Raw genomic sequence first — 20,229 nt, forward strand, 5'->3', positions numbered from 1 at the left:
TGATAGAAGAGTGGGCAGCCGAATAAAAACCAAGCTTAAACAACTGTCATTGATTTTTAATTTTTAGGTAGCTTTCAAAAAAAGTGAATATAATTGTTATTGAAAGTAGGGATAGATGTTGCGGACGTGTGTGAATCCAAAAGATGGTGCAACCCTTATATGGGTTCCTGAAGGAAACTTTTTCATGGGAAGTAGAGAAGAAGAAATTAAAGATCTTTGGAAAGTAAACCAATGGGATGATAGTTGGATTCAAGGGCAAGTCGGAGGTAAGAATTGGATCGGTGAGTTACATCCACATGAAATAAAGCTTGATGGATTTTGGATGTATTACGACCTAATTACAATAGGACAATTCTATTGTTTTATGCAAGAAACAGGGTATTCTCCTCCAATAGATCATATCGTACACGGACCATCTAATAGTGCATGGGTAGATGGAAAACCGAAACCGGGTACGGAAAATTTACCGTTAAGTTCAGCCTCATGGGAGGATGCTGTCGCTTATTGTGAGTGGGCAGGTGTAAGGCTACCAAGTGAAGCTGAATGGGAGTATGCGGCAAGGGGACCGGAAGGCAGGATTTTTCCATGGGGAAACATATGGGATCCAACGAAATGCCGTTGTGCTGATGAAATTGCAAAAGAATCATTTAGGACAAATACTCAATGGAGTATATGGTTAAATGGTGGCGGAAAAGATTCTGGTGGGAATTTCCCACCTTCTTGTTGGCTTGCGAATCATGTTGCTCAAGTAGAAGGTCCAACAAATATAGATCTTTATCCCATGGATATGACATGGTGTGGCATTCATGGTATGGCGGGACAAGTCCGGGAATGGTGCTACGATTGGTATGATCCTGATTACTATGTCAAAAGTCCACAGAAAAATCCTAGAGGGCCTATGGAACCGGGAAGTCGTCCTGGTCATGAACCCTGTAGAGTTATGAGAGGTGGCTCTTGGTTGAGCCCAGCTTATACTAGCCGTGGATCTCAACGTTTATTTTACCCTCCTGACAGTCGTAATACAAACGATCACGGATTTCGGCCAGTTATGGATTAAGGTATATTACTGGATAAGTAAAAACTAAAATACTAAACGGATTAGAATAATTTTATAAATGATTGGATGAAAATAATGAAGAAACCCAGCTAAACTTGACTTTGTCAGGATAGCTGGGTTTTAAAAATTGGATGTACAAATTAATACTTAAATAATCGCAATGATCAATCATCAACTATCCCGATTTGCTGCTAGCTAAATATTATTCTTGAATTAGCTTTCATCTGGCTTTTTTTCAACATATATTTGATCGGGCTCCGAAGTATTTTTATCAAAAGCCTCTTTGATCGCTTTACGAAGTTGTCTTTCTACTCCCCATTGTTCCATGTTTTTTGTTTTTGCAATAATGCGTAGCGTAACATCTGATTCGCCTATCATTTGAACACCAAGGACATCAGGTCCTTCTACAATCTTGTCATTTTCCTGTTTTACTTTTTCACAGACCTTTTGCAGCAATGCTATGGCTTGATCAATATTATCGTTGCACGGTATCCCAATGTCGACTAGAGCTCGCATATTTCCACGTGAGTGATTACTTAGTGCGCTAATCTCTCTATTTGGAATATAATGAAGCGTTCCATCAAAACTGCGGATTTGAGTGGTTCGCAGCCCGACCTCTTCCACTATGCCATCATATCCCGCAGTAGAAACATAATCTCCCACATCTAATTGCTTTTCTAGTAATATGAAAAAACCAGTTACAATATCGCTGACAAGACCTTGCGCACCAAAACCAATGGCTAAGCCGACTATCCCTGCTCCAGCAATGAAACCTGTAACGTTGATGTCAAACAATCCTAGAATGATTACCAAAGTAACAAAAATTAAAACATATGAAAAAGCACTAATGGCCAAAGCTTGTAACGTTTGCGTTCTACCAACAGACATTCTTCTTTTATCTTGAACTTTCAAAAAAGAAGAGCGGATGATCTTTTTCCCAATCGAACGAACGATAAAAAAAACAATTAAAATGGCTATTAGTTTCATTAATGTAATACCTGTATCCAACAGAAACTTTTCCCAATTAATATTTTCGATCCAGTTCATAATATGTACTCCTTTGTATATGTTTACAAACATGGGTAATTATAACAAAGGATAGATATATTGTAAATTAGTAGGGGTTATTGAATTGTTGTCTTGGGAGGATGATCCATATTATCTAGTGAAAATAAATTGGTTTTTGCTGCCGGCCCATCCATTATTCCCTCTTTACGGTCAATCCGTTATAATAGGCATGACCCAATTTTAAAAATCATAACGTTATGTTTGAAAAAAATAAATGTACATTGGAGTTAGCGAGCGCCTCCGGTTACCATTGGCGGACATTGGGCCTTAAACTAATGCGCCATTTTTAAGACGCTTGTGCTTTTCCAAAAGGAGGGACTTCGGTTGATAGATATAAAAGGAGAAACTTTGGTCACAGAGATTCGTCAATTAGATGCAAAGGGTTCGGGACAGGCCGTGGTTTGGCGAGAAAATGAACATGGGAATGCGAAGAAATTAAAGCTCACCATCCCTCGTACTCTTCCGGGGGAAAAGGTGCGTGTCACCGTGGACCAGCCCCATCGTAAGAGAAGGAAGGCAATTCCAGATGAAATCATCCACCCTCATTCGGAAAGGATCGAACCCGCTTGTCCACATTTTAATCGCTGTGGGGGCTGTGTTTGGCAGCATTGGCAATACACTGGACAATTAAAACAAAAAACGAATCATGTGAAACAAGCATTGGAATCGCAAGGCTTCGATCCGAATCTTGTGAAAGACGCGATTGGGATGGAGGAGCCCTGGCATTACCGGAACAAAATGGAATTTACTTTTGCGCCAGATGGGGCATTGGGATTACATGAGCAAGGAAACTTCCGTAAAATCATTTCATTAGAAACTTGTTTAATTGCGGGGAAGGAAATGGTGGAGGCCGCAATGGAAGTGGCAGATTGGGTGAAGGACCACCAATTAAAAGGCTATGATAAAGATGCTCATGAAGGTTTGTTACGTCATTTGATGGTGCGTCAGTCCTATGCGACGGGGGAAATGATGCTTGCACTTTTTGCAACAGAAGCTCCGTTTTTGCACTTAGAGCATGTGGTAAAAGATTTAATCGTCCGTATTGAGAAAAAATTCCCGCAAGTAAAAAGTCTTTTATGGATGGAAAATACGGATTGGGCCGATCGAACACAATCGGAAAAGACACATATTTTGTCAGGACGTGATTTCATTTATGATGAAATGGTCGGGTATCGTTACCGTTTATGGTTTGATACTTTCTTCCAAACCAATCCAACCCAAGCACAAAAATTAGTCGAGCTTGCTTTGGAGATGGGACAACCGAAAAAGTCTGAAAAAATGATTGATCTGTTCTGTGGGGTGGGCACTTTTTCCTTGCCATTTGCAAGCAGAGTCGCGAAGCTTGCGGGGATTGAAATTGTTGAAACTTCAATCCAATCTGCCAAACGAAATGCAAAAGATAATGGTCTTTCCAACACCTATTTTTTAGCGAAGGATGCAAGAAAAGGCATTGATCATGTATTGGAGAGTTTCGGACCACCGGAATTATTGCTACTAGACCCGCCACGGTCAGGGGCTGGAGGAAAAGTGATGCGCAGAATCGGACGTTCCCAGCCGGAAAGAATTGTCTATGTATCTTGTAATCCAGATACATTCGCAACAGACCTTAAAGAGCTTGTCCCATTCGGCTACAAATTAGAGACAGTTCAGCCCGTAGACCTTTTTCCGCAGACTTATCATGTAGAGGCGATAGCGTTGCTGCAAAGACAATAAAGCAGGAAATGCTTAATTTTAGGCACTTTTTCAAACATGTGGTCTTTACTGGAGAGGGTGATAAACTACGAAATAAAGAGATTAGAAACTAAATATTGGAAAAAATAGTATCTGCTTGCTTATTAATAAAGGTGTTTCTGTAAAAGGAAGCGTCTTTTTTTGTACCCAAATTTAAAGAGAAAACAAAAAAAGGAATTGAGTGTGAAAACAAAATCAAAAATATCTCAAAGAGTATTGAGTTTGATTATGAACATGGTGATCTTGTTCGGTGCATTATTTACGAATGTTTTACCTGTCCATGCAAGCTCACTGCACTTAGATGAAGCTACTGAATACTATTATACTTGTGTTAGCCCAAACGTTGGACCTTGTGTGACACATAACATATATCCCTCATTCCCGAAATTTGTAACGAGGATTTGTAGTAAAAGCCTTTATTCACAACGTTTATAGTATTTTTTCTTTAAAATAGCTCATTATATATTCCTGATTATACAACGAGTGAAAGTCCTTTGTTTTCAAGGTTTGAAGATCCTCGTTATACAATTCGGGAATCTAGGATATATGTCTTAAAGATGGACGGCAAAAAAGTATTCTGTGTTCAATTGGGAATTCCAGCCAACAGCTATGAGGATTATGTACCGGAACCCTTTATCCCATGTAAAAAAGGATAAGTTATCACAAATAGCTTATTACTGCTATACAATGGCTGACCAAACTCATTATGATTATGTGGTTACGCAGGTCATTATACAGGAATAACTGGGTGGTCAGTATTAACCTTCAAAGTTCCTGATTATAACTAACGTAAAGCTGAAATTATGACAATTATTAAATAACAAAAGCCTGTAGAAAAAGCACAGGATAGAAATAATTGATCCTGATTTCTTTGATATATATATTTGTGACAAGTATAATTAAATAAAAGGCTGGAGGTGGGAATAAATGCAAGCGAGTGACTATATTAATTGGTGGGAAGCGAATAAAGAAACAGGATTGGAAGATGTAAAGACAACTTTTATAACCCTCTTTTCTAAATCAGAATTTTTACCATCAATCTATAACCCAATTTTATATAAGTATCTTAAAAATCCCCAAATGAAACATTGGGACGAAGAGATATTTTCTTTTTCTAAGGATAAAATTCGAGAAATTGAGGATAAAGTAGGAAAGGAAGTCATGTATTCGACCCTACTATCAAATTTCCACCTCTTAGTTTATGCTTATCAAAGCATATTAGATTTAGAAGATAGAATTATGATGATGAATAGATTTAAAGGTAATGAAGAACTTAAAGCAAAGATTTTCAGCATTAATATCTATAATGATCTACTGAATACAGCGTTCAGTAACACTTTGAAACTATTTATTGAATTTCAAAGTGTAACCGAGGAGAGTAATCTATTTCAAAAAAATTTAACCCCACAAATTGAATGTTTAGCCAGTCCAAAAAGAGGATACCAGAAAATTACGGATTTAGCAGATTCAAATATCCGTAATGCAATATCTCATGGTGGTGTAAAAGCAAGTGGCACAAATATGGTGTTTTCTTATAGAAAGGGAGCACAACACTTACAACAAGAATCAACGGTATATGACTTCAAAGACTCTATGTTGCAACTATACGATGGAGTAACTGCGATTATACTAGCATGGCTTGGCTACTTATGTGAGGAAAATATTTCTTATAATGAAGTATATGGAAATGATTCTGTCCATGAAGATACTTCACTGTTTTTTGAAAGGCTATCTATTTCAACGTTACTAACGACCTGTGATAAAATATTTCAACTAGAAGTTAACAATCAGGAAGAAAAGAGAGAACATGTAAATGTTGAATTCACAGGCATAGATTTAGATATTGATTCAAGAGTTTTTCTTGGTTTGTGTACTGCAGAAAGGATATTTCATTTAAGAAAGTTATCTACAAAAGATACTATAATGGTTTCTTTTCATTCTTCTAAAGTTGCGAACTCCTTTTTCACAATCGATTGTTCTATAGTTAGTGACTTAACAAATGGCATAATCGATATGGGAAAAGCATGGCAATATGTAGTAGACAGCCAAAATTTATTGATGTTTCCAATCAATGATGAAGATAGAAATGAATTTGAGGATTCTTTTCGTTATTACCCAGATATAGAAACCGAAGACTATCGTTTAACAGAAATTGAAGATATTAGTTTAGAAGATAAGAAAAGGTTTAAAGCTGTTGCATATCTTAAAAGAGCAACAAGACCTCGTCATGTACGAGAAGCAGTTGAGGAAATAATAATCCGGATAAAGGCTTTAGAAAATCATGGATTTTCATCTCACAAAGTAAAAAATGGAAAAATGGAAGCAGATATAATTTACTTAGTTCTATACAAGAAAGAAGTTCGTAGAGGAAAAGACAGAGCCTTATTTCCAAACAATGATAATTTTGTCGCTCAAATTCAATATGACATTGATATGAAATTTCCAATTCGCAATGGATTCGTAGACTCTCATCTTAAACGCAGACGTGAACAAACGATAGAATATAATTGGAATCCTAATTTTTAGGAGGTGGTAATATGGCAATGTATGTCTACAAAGATAAAGGAAGAACAAAAGAACTCTACGCTAAAGATGCTTTAAACGAGGATAAGAACAAACGTTATTACTGTCCTAATCCTAATTGTGACGCACATATGTATGTATGTGGTGTAGATGGTGTGTCTTCTGCCTATTTTAGTGCTACACGAAAAGCATATCCTCATCGTAAGGGATGTGATTTTGAAGCTTCAAATAATTTCAACTCGCGTAAGTTTGATGAAAATGCTTTTGATTTTGAGAACGTTCTTGAAGCAATGCGAATACCTAGCAAGTCTGTATTAAAAAAGAAATCTTCGAATCCGCATAAAACTGGAGAATCAGAGTCGAATCCATTAAAAACTACTAGACAAATATATGATATGTGTAAATCATATCCGTGTTCACATAGTTATAATAATCTAGTCATTGGTCAAATGCTATTAGATGACCGAAGCGAGTACATGTATCCAAAAGGAGTTTTTGGTAATAGAGTTATTGAATCCAAAGTAAAGAGCGGTGCTTTTTATGATTCTACGAAAATGGAACTCCGTCTTGTTGCTCCAAGTTCACAAAAATATGAGTTTATATTGCAGTTTGTAGATATGGCACTGTTTGATACTATTAAAAATAGCCTATATAACAATCGAGATAAATTAATCGTTGTATCTGGACTCTGGGGGCCATCTGGAACATTTAATGTGTTCTGTACGGAAATTGTGAGTAAAAAACAAATAGTAGTAATAACTAAATAATGTTTTGACAAGCAGTTAGTCTATAAAGATTGACTGCTTTTTTTTATCCTAGAAAGGAGGAAATGAAATCTTTAAATACAAAGGAGAACGAATCCGAGCCAGTGACAAGTGTCTAGTCTACCATTCTTGTCTTAACAGGCTTTGGTTTCATTTTCCTACTTGTGATGATACAATTTTACATACATTAATCATGCAAGTGGATTGGCAGACTGTCACGGTGGATTCTTATCCAACAACTTCATAGACAGTACTTCTGTGTGATTGTTGGAGGAGTTGAAGAAGATGGTATGATTGATCCATACAAACTAGTTTTTATTTATAAAACAGGTTTAAAGAATGAGTAAGATGGCAATAAGTTTAAACCTAAACGAAAGAATGCGAAGCAGTCTGACAATTCTTTGGTATCGTCTCCAGATTTGTGTTCACAAGCGAGTGACAAGGTAAATCCTTTGGTATCCACATACTTATGACGGCACATGTAGAGTGCTGTTCACTACTCGTTAGGAAATAAGGACGCAACAGTGAGTAAGAGCCTTTCTATATGGAGAGGCTCTAGAGTTTATGAACAATGTAGTAATAAAGATATGCTTTGATCTTTTAAATTTTTACGGCTTGATGCAAGTTTATTAAAGAGTTAGACCACGCTATAATAGGTATAAACGATCTAGAGTTAAGTACACAAGAGAAAAAATATATTCGGTACCGAAGTTCAACAATTAGAGATAAGCATCTAGTTCCTTAAAAGTTTTGCTTTAACCATACTTCCACGTCCCTTTTCAAAACGAAGTGATAAAAAATTCTAAGTATAAATATAACTAAAAAGAAAGGGGAGACACATGTATGATCCCAGCAAAAATAGATCCCATGTCAATCACTGCGATAAAAGAAAAAGGCGTGGAATCTATCGTTGATTGGTTCGAGCAGCATAAACGAACGTTCTATACACTTGGTTGGTGCTATCTTAGGGACCCACGGCAAATGGAAGAGCTTTTTTACCGGTCCATTATAAAAGTGCACAAGGAATTGCCTCGGTTTAATAGGGAAACATCATTCGAAATGTGGATAACATCTATTTTTTTACATACATGCCGGGAACTTTCTGATGATAGTAGTTTGCAAGTTTCTGAGGAGGGAGAATCGAGTCAGGATTTATTTAAAGCACTCGATCAGTTGAAAGCGGATGAGAAAGAAGCGGTGGTCCTTAGATATGTAAAAGGAATCCCGCAGGAGGAAGCGGCACATCTTCTCCAAGATTCTGTGGAAAAGTTTAAAGAGCTTTTGTTTTCCGGAATACAGTCACTTCGAAAAGAAATGGGGTATGGGTCAACCTTTAATGGCTGTGAGGAGTATCATAAGGATTACATTGATTACTTGGGAAGAAACCTGGATCGGCCGAAAAAGATTGATTTCGAGGTGCATCTTTATCATTGCCAAAACTGTCAAGAGGATTTGGGGACCTTTCAAGATGTCATGGTAAGTCTTACTAGAAAAATTGAGGATTTCCATGTGCCAGCTGGTTTTATGGAGAATGTCAAAGACAGGCTGGCAGCAAAGGAGAAGCACAGACAAAAGAAGAACAAGAAGCGTAAAAGAATGGGGTTTGTTTTTGCAAGCGTTTGTGCGTTATTGATAGGCATAGAAGTTTTTACAGGGTCATTTACTAACCTATACTATACATGGACAGAAGAAGACCAGCAATTGCGCACCTTTCTACAACATGGACTGGGTAAAAGGCTGAACCTGGAAGCGGAAAGCAATGGGGTGAAAATTAAGATTAAAAGTGCGATTGCTGATGATGTTCAAACGCTTGTTTTTTATGAAATAGAAGATACAGAAGGAAATAATCAATACATGATGAATTATGATGATGGCGTTTTTGTGGAGAATGAACATGAAATCATGAATTATGAAGCATATCTCAGGTACTACCCCTCTGACCTCAAATCGGACCTAAATAATAAAGAAAAGAACGTGTATCAAGGAAAGATTGGTTTACTGCCACTAACAAAGGATAAAGGGACAATTAAACTTAAAATCACAACGCTTCAGAAATTGATTCGTGATTCCTCTGACCAGAATAATGATACGGCTTACGAGAACGCGGAATCTGAAACAGGAGAGTGGAACTTCGAGATTCCTGTAACAAAACAACCCTCTACTGAATATGCATTGGATCAAGAAACAGAAGTCGAGGGGATCCCGGTTCGATTTGATAAACTAACGATTGCTCCAACAGCGACGATTCTGGATTCTGCTATTCATAACGAACTGCCAGAGAAACGGATAGAATTTCTTAATCTTGATCATTTAAACATAAATAATAAAAGAGTGGAAGCGGATCTATATGGCAGCTATTTTTCAGATCAAAACGATAAATGGTCTACTTTTCAAACATACTTTGACCCATTTTTTGGAGAAAGGCCAAAAAAGGTTAACGTTCAATTCCAATCTGTTGATTTAACCGTTGAAGACCAAAAAACGATCGAGCTGGATGACACTAAAGAATATCCTCAGACCTTTGAATATGCAGGCAGTACAATCTCAATCGACAAGGTTGAAGTTGGAGACCCTACCAAAGTCGTCATAAGCAATCATGAAATTGAGAACCGAGAATACGAGTGGATTTACTTCAATGTTGTGGATGAGGATGCAAAAGAAATTAGTTCAATGGAGGTGAATTCTGAAGGTGTAGTAGTTGATAAAAACGGCATTAAATACGATATGAGTATAAACCCTTTCACATATGAAGAAATCGAGCAGCCTCGTTACTTCTTTACAGTTCAAAACATAACGTTATACAGTGACAATGCTGAAAAGAAGGTAATTCCTAAAAGGCTCGAGATTTATGAATATAGTACAACAAAATACTTGGATGATGTCGTGAAGATTTCATTGGAATAACATTTCCTGTATTTCTTCTAATCTTGGGAAAAAAGTACTTTCAGCTTGAGCCGGGCCAATCAAGATGAACTGTTCAAAAGCACATCTGTCGAGAAACAGTTAAGGAACAATTACAGTCTCTAAAAAAACGGAGGTGCCCATTCTTTTCAATGGTGAGGGAACCTTTCAATAAAAAAAGATTTGCACCACTTTTTAAAGATAGATTTATACTAAACTGCAATGCTATCGAAAATCAGCTGATCAATATAAACAAGGGATCTATCTCACCTCCCCACTGGAAAAGACAATAGATTGAAGGTTCCAATTTTTTATGCTATTTCTTGATCTGATTTATCTATCCATATATTAAAAAACTCATGAACCCCTCCTTATATCCTTTGACATCATTCTTTTCAATTGCTATTCTCATGTAAAGGAGGCTGATTCACATGAGTGTTTATGATTTTTCTGCAAAGACGATGGACGGCGAGGAAAAGTCACTGGCGGATTATAAAGGAAAAGTACTTTTAATTGTGAATACGGCAAGTAAATGTGGATTCACGCCACAGTTCGAAGGATTGCAAAAACTATATGAGACGTATAAAGATCAGGGGTTTGAAATACTTGGATTCCCATGTAATCAATTTAGCAACCAAGACCCAGGTACAAATGCGGAGATTGCCAATTTTTGTCAGAAAAATTATGGGGTTTCCTTTCAAATGTTCAGTAAGATTGATGTGAAGGGAGAACATGCCCATCCGCTCTTTGTTTATTTAACCCAGGAAGCAAAGGGAATGATCACGAAACAAATTAAGTGGAACTTTACGAAGTTTTTAATCGATAAAAATGGCGAAGTATTGGACAGATTCGCTCCGCAAACAAAGCCCGAAAGCCTTGACAAGGAAATTGAAAAAGCTCTTCATACCTAGTGAAAATGCAACAAGCCATCTATTTTTATATGGCTTGTTTTATTTTAGTCACTTTTCATAGGAATTGCTGAACTCTTCATGGGAATTGTTGAACTTTTCATAGAAATTGCTGAACTTCGGGAGTGAATTGCTGAACTTTTCACAGGAATTGCTGAACTTCGGGAGTGAATTGCTGAACTTTCCATGGGAATTGCTGAACTTCGGGAAGGGAATGCTGAACTATTCATAGGAATTGCTGAACTTCAGGATAGAATCGCGTTCCTTTTCCATAGGTATTGTTCACCATCCATAGAAATAGACAACATGGAGTATAAGTGCCTCCCCATTCATTCATTCCCAGGTTAAATGTCCAAAACTATTGACATTCCCCTTCGGCTTATTTTAAAATAAAAATGTCCAATACTTTTGATATGGGTGATGTTGATGAAAAATAAAATGAAGACAATGCGGAAGAAATTGGGGATGACACAAAAGCAACTCGCAATGGAATGCGGGGTAGCGAGGCAAACGATCAATTGTATTGAGAATGATAAATATGACCCTACATTAGAACTGGCATTCAAATTGTCAAAAATATTAAAAGTAAAGGTAGATGATTTATTTATTTATGAGTAAATTTCATTCACAGTATCTGATTACCATGAAAGATATTGTTAGGGAAGGGAATCTTATCCTACATCAAGCTACACAGGAAGTAAGAATCCCGCCTTCGCAGGAAGATAAAGAAACCCTCACCTGTATGTTGAACTTCTTGAAAAATAGTCAAGATCCGGTCATGGCAAAAAAGTACAAATTACGCGCTGGCGTAGGTTTATCAGCCAATCAGATTGGTTTGAACAAGCGAATGTTTGCTGCCTATTTAAAGGATGAGAAAGGGAATGAACATGAGTACACACTCATCAACCCGAAAATCATCAGTCATTCCATATCCACTATTTATTTGCCGCAAGGGGAAGGCTGTCTCTCGGTGGATCGTAAGGTAAGTGGGTTCGTTCCACGGTATGAGCGGATCAAAGTGAAGGCATTTAATTTATCGGGAGAAGAGATCCTACTAAAGCTTAAAGGATACCCATCCATTGTCATTCAACATGAAATAGACCACTTAAACGGGATCATGTTTTATGATCGGATCAATCAGGAAAATCCTTTTCAATTACCAGAAAATAGTAAAAGCCTGCATTTTACTAACTAATCTTTGAAGGGAAAAACGTGAAATTGCAGCTGCTATCGTTGAAGCTGAACATTACGGCATTTAATGAATAAACACCTCTTGAACCTAAGTTCAGAAGGTGTTTGTTCATTGTCTTTAAAAATATGCAGAAGTTTAGGTTTTACAAAACCATCCTCTCCCGTTCGTAGCTTTATCTCTCGTACTTTTCTTTTGTTCAATTAACTTGCGTACTAAAACAGGTCGTTGCCTATTTAGAACGCCTCGACGAAATTACTTTACTGCCTTAGAATGTGCTATTTTTCGAAAGTCTATCGGTGTATAATTTGTTTTTTTCTTAAATAGCTTTGTAAAATAGGAATAATTTCCATAGCCTACTTGATCAGAAATCATATGGACAGGAAGGTCTGTATGAATCAATAAATCTTTCGCTATTTCGATTCTTTTCTCGATAATATAATTGACAAGGGATATCCCCGTTTCCTTTTTGAAAAGCCTGGCAATATAATCTGGACTGAGAAAGACAATCTTAGCTAACGAAGACCTTGTGATATTTTCCTGATAATGTCGATCAATATAGTCACAAATTGTTTGGATGACAGATGCTTGTGAGTTCATGAAGGCAATATAATCAAGAGAAACATCGATTAAATAGGAAATATAAATCATTAGATCATCAATCGATCGGGAAGATTGCTCCAGTAAAAAATCAGCAATCTCTCCCTGGAACAGTCTATTGGCTAGAATTTCCTTCCTTTTTAATTGAGTATAGATTAATTGTGTGATATCCAGGCGAAAACTATACAAGACATGTTGGTCCAAAGCTTTTTTATCTAATAGATTCGTAAGATATTGGTGGCATTTATTGATGAAACTTAATCGGTTTTCCGTATCGAGGTAATGCTCCAACAGACGTAAATTCGGTTCAACATAGTTATGGGCACGATGTGTGTCGTTTTTAACAATGGTTTTGTTTCTAAAATGGATCGTTTCTTTACTCATCCTCACGAGATCATGAATACTAGATGGAATTTTATCAATAGAAGCGTTCACACCAATCCGACACTGAACATCACAATTTAATTGGGTGTTGATGTCAGCAATAAATTGATCACAGAAGGAAATGAACATCTCGGAAGATGCTTCACACGTTTGGTTCTCCCATTTAAAAATGGCCAAACACTGATCTTTGTTCAATGTCAGAAAAACATCTAAACGTAAAGAAGAATTTTTGAATGCTTCCACCATTATACATTTTATTTTATCTTGTAAATCAATTTCTTCATGAAAGACGGAGATGATTTCCTTATGATCGACTAATGTATACGGAAAAAAATCAAGTAATACGGGAAGAAAGCAATCATTCATAGAATAATCGATTTGTCTCATTTTTAATTGTTCATGTAGTTCTTCCCTAGATAATGAAACCGTACTGTTTAGATAGGTGTGCCAAAAATGTTCCACCAGTTCATCCTTGTTTTGCTGCCAGTAATATCCCACGTTTAAAGCATCTGCATCTATTTGACTTATTTGTACTTTTTCTACTGCTTTTTTTATAATGATTTCAAATTTATCCACTTCAATAGGCTTTAAATAGTATTCAAAACTTTGAAGTTCGATCGCCTTTTGTGCATAATTAAAATCCGCAAAATTAGTTAGAAAAATAGCTTGCCCATTGAATCCCTCTGATCTTGCCCATGCCAATAATTCGAGGCCGCTGCCTTGTGGCATTTCTATATCGGAAATGAGGATATCGACATTCCTTTCGATTAAAAGTTTTCTTGCTTGGCGGGTATTGTAAGCGGTGTAAATTTTTTGGATGCCTAAGGAAGTCCAATCTATTTTTTGTTCTAAAACTGAAACAACAAATCGATCATCGTCAACAATTAAGACATTCAAATGATTCACTCCTCATAAATAAGATAGGGGATCACTAAGACAATGGTGGCCCCACCATTAGCACCATTTGAAAACTCGATCAGGAAGTTTTCACCATACGAAAGTTTCAACCTCTGAATCACATTATTGATTCCAATATGTCTTCCCTTTCGATCTATTAATGGAATATTCCCCTTAAGCTTTTCCAGTATATCAGCGGGAAACCCTGGACCGTTGTCTTTTAAAGTTATTTTAATCTCCTTTTTATCCTCTATATCCTCTATTCTCAATGAAATTTTAGTCTGCTCATCTAAAGATACGGAGTATTTCATTGCATTTTCAATAAACGTTTGTAACACTAAAGGGGGAATTTTGCTGTTTCTTATACTAGGTTCAATCAAAAAGTCAAAAAGAAAAGCCTCTCCATGTACTAATTTTTTTTGGATGGATAGGTAATCCTCAATATGGTCTAATTCCTCTTCTAGTTTTACAAAGTTTTGATTTGTTTGAAATAAGTACCTGAAATATCTCGCTGTTACCACTGCCATTTCTTTTATTTCTTTATACATCTCTAATTGAGCCATGCTATGGATGGTTGTTAAACAATTTAAATAAAAATGTGGTTTAATCTGCAGTTGCATAAAATCCAATTGAATTTGTTTCTTTTCAATTTCTCGTTCGTAAATATTTACTTTTAGTTTTTTTATCTCATTTATCAAATCCTTGAATTGGGTATTCGCTTGTTCAAGTTCTATTATACCACTCGTTTCAAAATCAACGATTTCCTTATTTTGATTGATCTGAGATAGGTTTTTAGAAAACCTTTGAATCGGTGATATCACTTTGTTTTTCATATAAAGCAGAATAAGGAGTGAAATGAGACTGATTAAAATGGTAGCAAAAACTAGACCAAATTGAACAAAAACAACTTTTTCGAAAGCGCTAAAATGATCGATGGATACATGTAAAGAAAACGGTAGAGAAGTGTTATCTCCTTTAAATACAAGTTGACTAGTAAAAAACTTGTTTTCCTTTCCTTTATGAAACAACTCTATCTCGTCTGGGCTAGAAAGGAAACCGTGTTGAACGTCTTCCATAAGAATCTTTCCATTATGGCCTAAATGAATATCTTGGAGGGGTAAAAGAATATCTTCTACTGCAATGAAAGCAATAAACATTCTATTTTTGTATTTTAATAGGTGATACAAATAGAATTTATCATTGAGTTTAAAGGATTGCCATGTATTCAAATTCTCGTAATTATAGGAGTGGTTTTCTTCTGACAAAAAGAAATCCTTTATTTCCTTATACTCTGGATACCCAATTTGGATAGGAGAACTATTAAAAAAGTAGTCCTCCTTTTGTAAAGCCAAAAAAAATTGATATTCCTTCCCGGTCGAGTATTGAAAATCATTCACTCTCGTTCTAAAATCGCTAATACTTTTAGGCAATTCTGACATATCTCGGGCGTCTTCAATCTTATCAATTAAAGGTTCATGCTTCACCGTCCAAATCATAAAATGATCGACCGCATTAAGCTTTTGTTGCGCATCATTTAAATGAAGGTTAATCGTATCCGTAATATAATCAATACTTTGTTGCCGTGTAATAGAAATAGTGAAAAAGCTAACCAAAATATTGATGAGTAATATCGTGAATAAAATCATAAACAGAACTTTTGAATAATGATTAACAGAACGTGAGAGATTTTTTCCAATCGGCATATTCATTTCTTAGTCAACTCCCGTGTTAATCTTTATCTTTATTATATAGAGAGTTCGTGTACATTTTCTAGTACAAAAGCGTTAGAAATCGTTTAAAAAAGATCGTTTAGGACTGAATAGTGCTATTTGTACAGGCTGAATTCGGACGTATGATCGAATCTTTACCGAATAGTACAAATGACGTAACGGATTATCACTATTTATCAGGGAATGACTGCCATATAATATGGTATAGCGAGTAAAAAGACCTATAGAGAAAAAGGAGGGAGAGACTTGGAAAATAAAATGGTTTCTCAAACCATTACGAATCAGGCAGTCATCGCGGATAGAAAAAGACTGAAAATGATGAAACAATTAAAGAAAAGTGCACCATTATATATCTTGTTGCTTCCTTCCACCATCTTACTCGTTTGTTTTGCGTACCTGCCTATGTATGGGGTCATCATTGCTTTTAAAGATTATTCACCTGCTTTCGGTATATGGGGGAGTCCTTGGGTAGGGTTCAAGCATTTTATTCAATTTTTTCATTCATACCAATTTGTGTTAACGATAAAAAACACATTAAACATCAGTCTATACAGTATTTTGATAGGGTTTCCATTACCGATTGCGTTAGCGATACTTTGTAACCAAATTCGCATGGGGATGTTTAAGAAGGTATTTCAGGTCACCACTTATTTACCGCATTTTATTTCTACAATGGTTATGTGTGGGATGATCTTGATTTTCCTGTCGCCTAGTAATGGACTGATTGCGAACTTGTTAGGTTTAATCGGAATTGAAATGCCAAACGTTTTATCGAAGCCTGCCTTTTTCAGTAGTGTTTATGTATGGAGTGATGTTTGGCAGCATGTAGGCTGGAACAGTATTATTTATCTAGCAGCTCTTTCAGCGATTGATCCGACCTATTATGAAGCGGCTACCATGGATGGTGCTAGTAAAATGCAAAAGATTCTTCATATTGATCTTCCATTATTATTACCTACCACGATGATCTTGTTGATATTGGAAGCAGGCAATCTTTTGAGTATTGGGTTTGAAAAAGTCCTTTTATTACAAAATCCCTTAAATTTACCTGGTAGTGAAGTGATTTCAACCTATGTTTATAAAATGGGACTACAAAATTTTCAGTACAGCTTGTCCACTGCGATTGGGCTATTTAATACAGTCGTCAATGTGGCTGTCTTGCTCTTCGTAAATGGAATGTCTAGACGATTAACAAAAACGAGCCTGTTATAGAGGGAGGAAGGGGTGGAAATGACGACGAACAATAAGCTGGCCAAGCGGTCAAGAACCGGGAAAAATTGGAAAGATCGAATATTTGATCTTTCCGTTTACGGAATCGCGATCATAATGATCGGGATGATTATTTATCCGCTTTGGTTTATTATCATCGCTTCCTTTAGTAATCCAGCAGAAGTTGCAAATGGCAATGTCTGGTTTTGGCCGAAAGAATGGAAATTAGATGGATATCTCGAATTACTGAAACAAGACATGATTTGGAGAGGCTATCTAAACACAATTATCTACACCTTTGTTGGAACCTTTATTGCCTTATTTGTTAATATTCCAGCGGGTTATGCCTTATCAAGGCAAGACTTATTTGGAAGGAAATGGATCTCAATTTTTTATATGATTCCCATGTTTTTTGGAGGTGGTTTAGTCCCGACTTATTTGGTCGTTAAAAATTTTGGGTTATTAGATACGTTTTGGGTGTTAGTGTTACCGTTTTCTGTTTCCGTTTTTAATGTCATTGTGGCTAGAACCTTTTTTAAAAATAGTATACCTGAAGGTCTTTGGGAAGCAGCTCAGATTGATGGTTGTGGCACAATTAGATACTTTTTAACGATCGTGATCCCATTGTCAAAAGCAATTCTTGCCGTTATCGGTCTTTGGACAGCAGTAGGGATATGGAACTCCTGGTTTGATGCCATGATTTATATTTCAAACGAAAATTTGCAACCCCTTCAATTAATTTTACGAAGGATTTTGATCACGAATGAGTCTCTTCTTGGAACGGCATCAGGAGAACTAGCATCAGAGCTGAGGAGATTATCAGAGATGATGAAATATTCAGCAATCGTGGTGTCTACGCTCCCAATTATGTGTTTATATCCATTTTTACAAAAGTACTTTAATCAAGGTGTGATGATTGGTTCTATTAAAGAATAGGGAAAAGAGGGGGAGAAGGATGTTAAAGAAAAAATTAAGCGTTTTAATCAGTTTAATGTTAATAACTAGTTTCATTGTTGGCTGTAGCAATGATAAATCAAGTTCCAAACCGAAGGAAGAGGAAACATATAGAATTGCAACGGTTCGTTGGTCTGATTGGGGAGAAGACTTTTTAAAAGGATTTGTTGAGCAAACGGAAAAAGATGCAGGGATTTCTATTAAGTGGGATGTTTACGTGAATTCTGAGTGGGGAGACAAAAAATCGATATTATTGGCTGGAGGGGAGTTACCAGATGCCTTTTGGGGTTCAATCGCTCTAGGTGATGGAGATATAGTTCAAAACCAAAATTTATTTATACCCCTCGAAGACATGATCGACAAACATATGCCCAATCTAAAAGCAGCCTTTGATGCAGAGCCCGCATTGCGAGCTTTAGTCACTTCTCCTGATGGTCATATTTATAGCTTGCCGAAGAAATTGCCATTAAGACCGATTGCAGGAAATCAGCTATTTATCAATCAAACTTGGTTGGATAATTTAGGTCTTTCCATGCCTGATACTTATGAAGACTTCTATAACGTCTTAAAAGCATTTAAAGAAAAAGATGCAAATGGAAATGGAGACCCTAACGATGAAATTCCATATGGGGCAGGTAACGCCGATAGTGTATTTAGTTATATCTTGCCTTTTGGTATGACCAAAGGTAACGATAAGCAAGGTTATATGGCAGTCAAAAATGGAAAGCCTGTTTATTTGCCTACGGAAGAAGCCTATAAAGAAGGAATTGAATGGATGCATAAAAGTTATGCGGATGGACTCATTGATCCAGAATTATTTACCCAAGATGATTCGATGAGTGATGCAAAAAGAAAAAATGAAGGTGTATCCTTAGTAGGAGTAGCTGTCGGCTGGACACCGGATGCTGTATTTGGACCCAATCAAGATGAATATGTTCCACTTGCTCCGCTAAAAGGCCCGGATGGTGAGAGATATGTCATTAATGATGCAGAAACGTATGCTAGAAATGAATTCATGATTACAACAAAAGCAAAGAACCCCGAAAAATTATTGAAATGGGCGGATAAATTTTATACGGAAGATGCCAGTATCCAAACTTTCTACGGTTCTTTTGGGATTGGGGTAGAAAAAAATGATGACGGGACATACAAGGTACTCGATGCCCCAGAAGGGGAATCAGCAGATACATTTGCATGGGTAAACTCATTCCGTGATTTTGGGCCTAAATACATCGGGGAAGGATTCAATGAAAAAGTAACGATGCCAACCGATAGTGGAGATGGACTGAAGCTTCTATTAGATAAGGAAATTAACGAGTATGCTAGAGAACAATATCCAAGTGTAAGCTTTACAGCCGATGAGATCCAACGTCTAAATGCATTAAGTGTGGATATTTACGCTTATGTCGAATCAATGCAATCTAAGTGGGTTGTTGAAGGTGGAGCGACAAAGGAATGGGATTCATATATTTCTCAATTAAAACAAATGGGGTATGACGAATATATGGAAATTCAGAAAAAAGCATTTGACAGATATCAAGAATCTCTCAAAGAAACGAATTAAATTTTAGACTTATGATAAGAAAAGGACAGTCGGTTCACGTTAAATATCGTGAAACCGGCTGTTGTGCGTAAAAGCAGATTTTTAAGCGACTTTTAAAATGATTCTGCTAAAGATTATGAAAAGACGATAATATTTACCTGATCAATACTCCAGCTTATAACTCCTTTAATCTCTAAAGCTTCCTATTAGATTGATAACGATAAAACATTTGTGCATTGTCTAGGTCCGAGTCTCTATATGCCCAAAAAGGAAGGAAATCTTGAAAAAGGTAACGGCGATCGGCTTGGCTGTGCCCAAAAAGGGAGAACATCCTGAAAAGGGTAACGGCGATCGGCCTGGCTGTGCCCGGAAAGGAATGAAATCTTAAAAAGGGTAACGGCGGGCTGCTTGGCTGTGCCCGAAAAGGAAGAAAATCTTGAAAAAGGTAACGGCGATTGGCCTGGTTGTGGCCGAAAAGGGAGAAAATCTTGAAAAAGTAACGGCGGGCTGCTTGGCTGTGCCCGGAAAGGGAGAAAATCTTGAAAAAGGTAACGGCGATCGGCCTGGCTGTGCCCGAAAAGGAAGGAAATCTTGAAAAAGGTAACGGCGATCGGCCTGGTTGTGCCCGAAAAGGGAGAAAATCTTGAAAAAGGTAACGGCGATTGGCCTGGCTGTGCCCGGAAAGGAAGGAAATCTTAAAAAGGGTAACGGCGGGCTGCTTGGCTGTGCCCGGAAAGGGAGAAAATCTTGAAAAAGGTAACGGCGATCGGC

The 20,229-nt window shown here is 36.9% G+C and carries 15 protein-coding genes; 12 read left to right on the forward strand and 3 right to left on the reverse strand.

Annotation, left to right across the window (positions count from 1 at the left end; genetic code table 11):
* The first annotated feature begins 115 nt into the window (after window positions 1-115).
* Window positions 116-1,057: a formylglycine-generating enzyme family protein gene (locus MUB24_RS16890; RefSeq protein WP_244706140.1), complete on the forward strand. Its 942-nt coding sequence runs from the start codon at window positions 116-118 to the stop codon at window positions 1,055-1,057.
* A 213-nt stretch (window positions 1,058-1,270) separates the two neighbouring features.
* Here MUB24_RS16890 and MUB24_RS16895 read toward each other — a convergent pair whose 3' ends face one another.
* Window positions 1,271-2,104 (reverse strand): mechanosensitive ion channel family protein, encoded by an 834-nt coding sequence (locus MUB24_RS16895; protein ID WP_244706142.1) that lies wholly within the window; start codon window positions 2,102-2,104, stop codon window positions 1,271-1,273.
* Between the two features lie 345 nt (window positions 2,105-2,449).
* On the opposite strand from MUB24_RS16895, the gene rlmD reads away from it, so the two are divergent.
* The 7 genes from rlmD to def all read left to right on the forward strand — a co-directional run bounded on the left by rlmD (window position 2,450) and on the right by def (window position 12,147).
* Window positions 2,450-3,838 carry a 23S rRNA (uracil(1939)-C(5))-methyltransferase RlmD gene (gene rlmD / locus MUB24_RS16900; RefSeq protein WP_244706144.1) on the forward strand — a complete coding sequence of 463 codons (1,389 nt, stop codon included), beginning with the start codon at window positions 2,450-2,452 and terminating at the stop codon, window positions 3,836-3,838.
* 945 nt (window positions 3,839-4,783) lie between these two features.
* The gene (locus MUB24_RS16905; RefSeq protein ID WP_244706146.1) at window positions 4,784-6,382 is read left to right on the forward strand and encodes a hypothetical protein; all 1,599 of its coding nucleotides are present in this window, start codon (window positions 4,784-4,786) and stop codon (window positions 6,380-6,382) included.
* Window positions 6,383-6,393: 11 nt separating this feature from the next.
* Window positions 6,394-7,146 (forward strand): hypothetical protein, encoded by a 753-nt coding sequence (locus MUB24_RS16910; protein ID WP_244706148.1) that lies wholly within the window; start codon window positions 6,394-6,396, stop codon window positions 7,144-7,146.
* An 840-nt stretch (window positions 7,147-7,986) separates the two neighbouring features.
* A complete protein-coding gene (locus MUB24_RS16915; RefSeq protein WP_244706150.1) occupies window positions 7,987-10,047 on the forward strand; it encodes a sigma-70 family RNA polymerase sigma factor in 2,061 nt (686 codons plus the stop codon).
* A gap of 428 nt (window positions 10,048-10,475) precedes the next feature.
* Window positions 10,476-10,955: a glutathione peroxidase gene (locus MUB24_RS16920; protein WP_244706152.1), complete on the forward strand. Its 480-nt coding sequence runs from the start codon at window positions 10,476-10,478 to the stop codon at window positions 10,953-10,955.
* Window positions 10,956-11,378: 423 nt separating this feature from the next.
* The gene (locus MUB24_RS16925) at window positions 11,379-11,570 is read left to right on the forward strand and encodes a helix-turn-helix transcriptional regulator (protein WP_244706154.1); all 192 of its coding nucleotides are present in this window, start codon (window positions 11,379-11,381) and stop codon (window positions 11,568-11,570) included.
* Complete coding sequence (def, locus tag MUB24_RS16930) at window positions 11,563-12,147, forward strand: peptide deformylase (RefSeq protein ID WP_244706156.1); 585 nt, start codon at window positions 11,563-11,565, stop codon at window positions 12,145-12,147. Before MUB24_RS16925 ends, def begins: the two co-directional genes overlap by 8 nt.
* Window positions 12,148-12,396: 249 nt before the next feature.
* Here def and MUB24_RS16935 read toward each other — a convergent pair whose 3' ends face one another.
* Both MUB24_RS16935 and MUB24_RS16940 read right to left on the reverse strand, forming a co-directional pair.
* On the reverse strand, window positions 12,397-14,022 hold the full coding sequence (locus tag MUB24_RS16935) for a helix-turn-helix domain-containing protein (RefSeq protein ID WP_244706158.1): 1,626 nt from the start codon (window positions 14,020-14,022) through the stop codon (window positions 12,397-12,399).
* A 5-nt stretch (window positions 14,023-14,027) separates the two neighbouring features.
* A complete protein-coding gene (locus tag MUB24_RS16940) occupies window positions 14,028-15,731 on the reverse strand; it encodes a sensor histidine kinase (RefSeq protein WP_244706160.1) in 1,704 nt (567 codons plus the stop codon).
* A gap of 336 nt (window positions 15,732-16,067) precedes the next feature.
* Here MUB24_RS16940 and MUB24_RS16945 point away from each other — a divergent pair, with 336 nt between their 5' ends.
* The 4 genes from MUB24_RS16945 to MUB24_RS16960 all read left to right on the forward strand — a co-directional run bounded on the left by MUB24_RS16945 (window position 16,068) and on the right by MUB24_RS16960 (window position 20,053).
* Window positions 16,068-16,964 carry an ABC transporter permease gene (locus tag MUB24_RS16945; protein WP_396426776.1) on the forward strand — a complete coding sequence of 299 codons (897 nt, stop codon included), beginning with the start codon at window positions 16,068-16,070 and terminating at the stop codon, window positions 16,962-16,964.
* Between the two features lie 18 nt (window positions 16,965-16,982).
* Complete coding sequence (locus MUB24_RS16950) at window positions 16,983-17,897, forward strand: carbohydrate ABC transporter permease (protein WP_244706161.1); 915 nt, start codon at window positions 16,983-16,985, stop codon at window positions 17,895-17,897.
* 19 nt (window positions 17,898-17,916) lie between these two features.
* Window positions 17,917-19,479, forward strand: coding sequence for a type 2 periplasmic-binding domain-containing protein (locus MUB24_RS16955; RefSeq protein WP_244706164.1), 1,563 nt, complete (start codon window positions 17,917-17,919; stop codon window positions 19,477-19,479).
* Window positions 19,480-19,894: 415 nt separating this feature from the next.
* Window positions 19,895-20,053 carry a hypothetical protein gene (locus MUB24_RS16960; protein ID WP_244706166.1) on the forward strand — a complete coding sequence of 53 codons (159 nt, stop codon included), beginning with the start codon at window positions 19,895-19,897 and terminating at the stop codon, window positions 20,051-20,053.
* Window positions 20,054-20,229: the final 176 nt, after the last annotated feature.

This window comes from Lederbergia sp. NSJ-179, assembly GCF_022867885.1.
Taxonomy (GTDB): domain Bacteria; phylum Bacillota; class Bacilli; order Bacillales; family Bacillaceae_C; genus Lederbergia.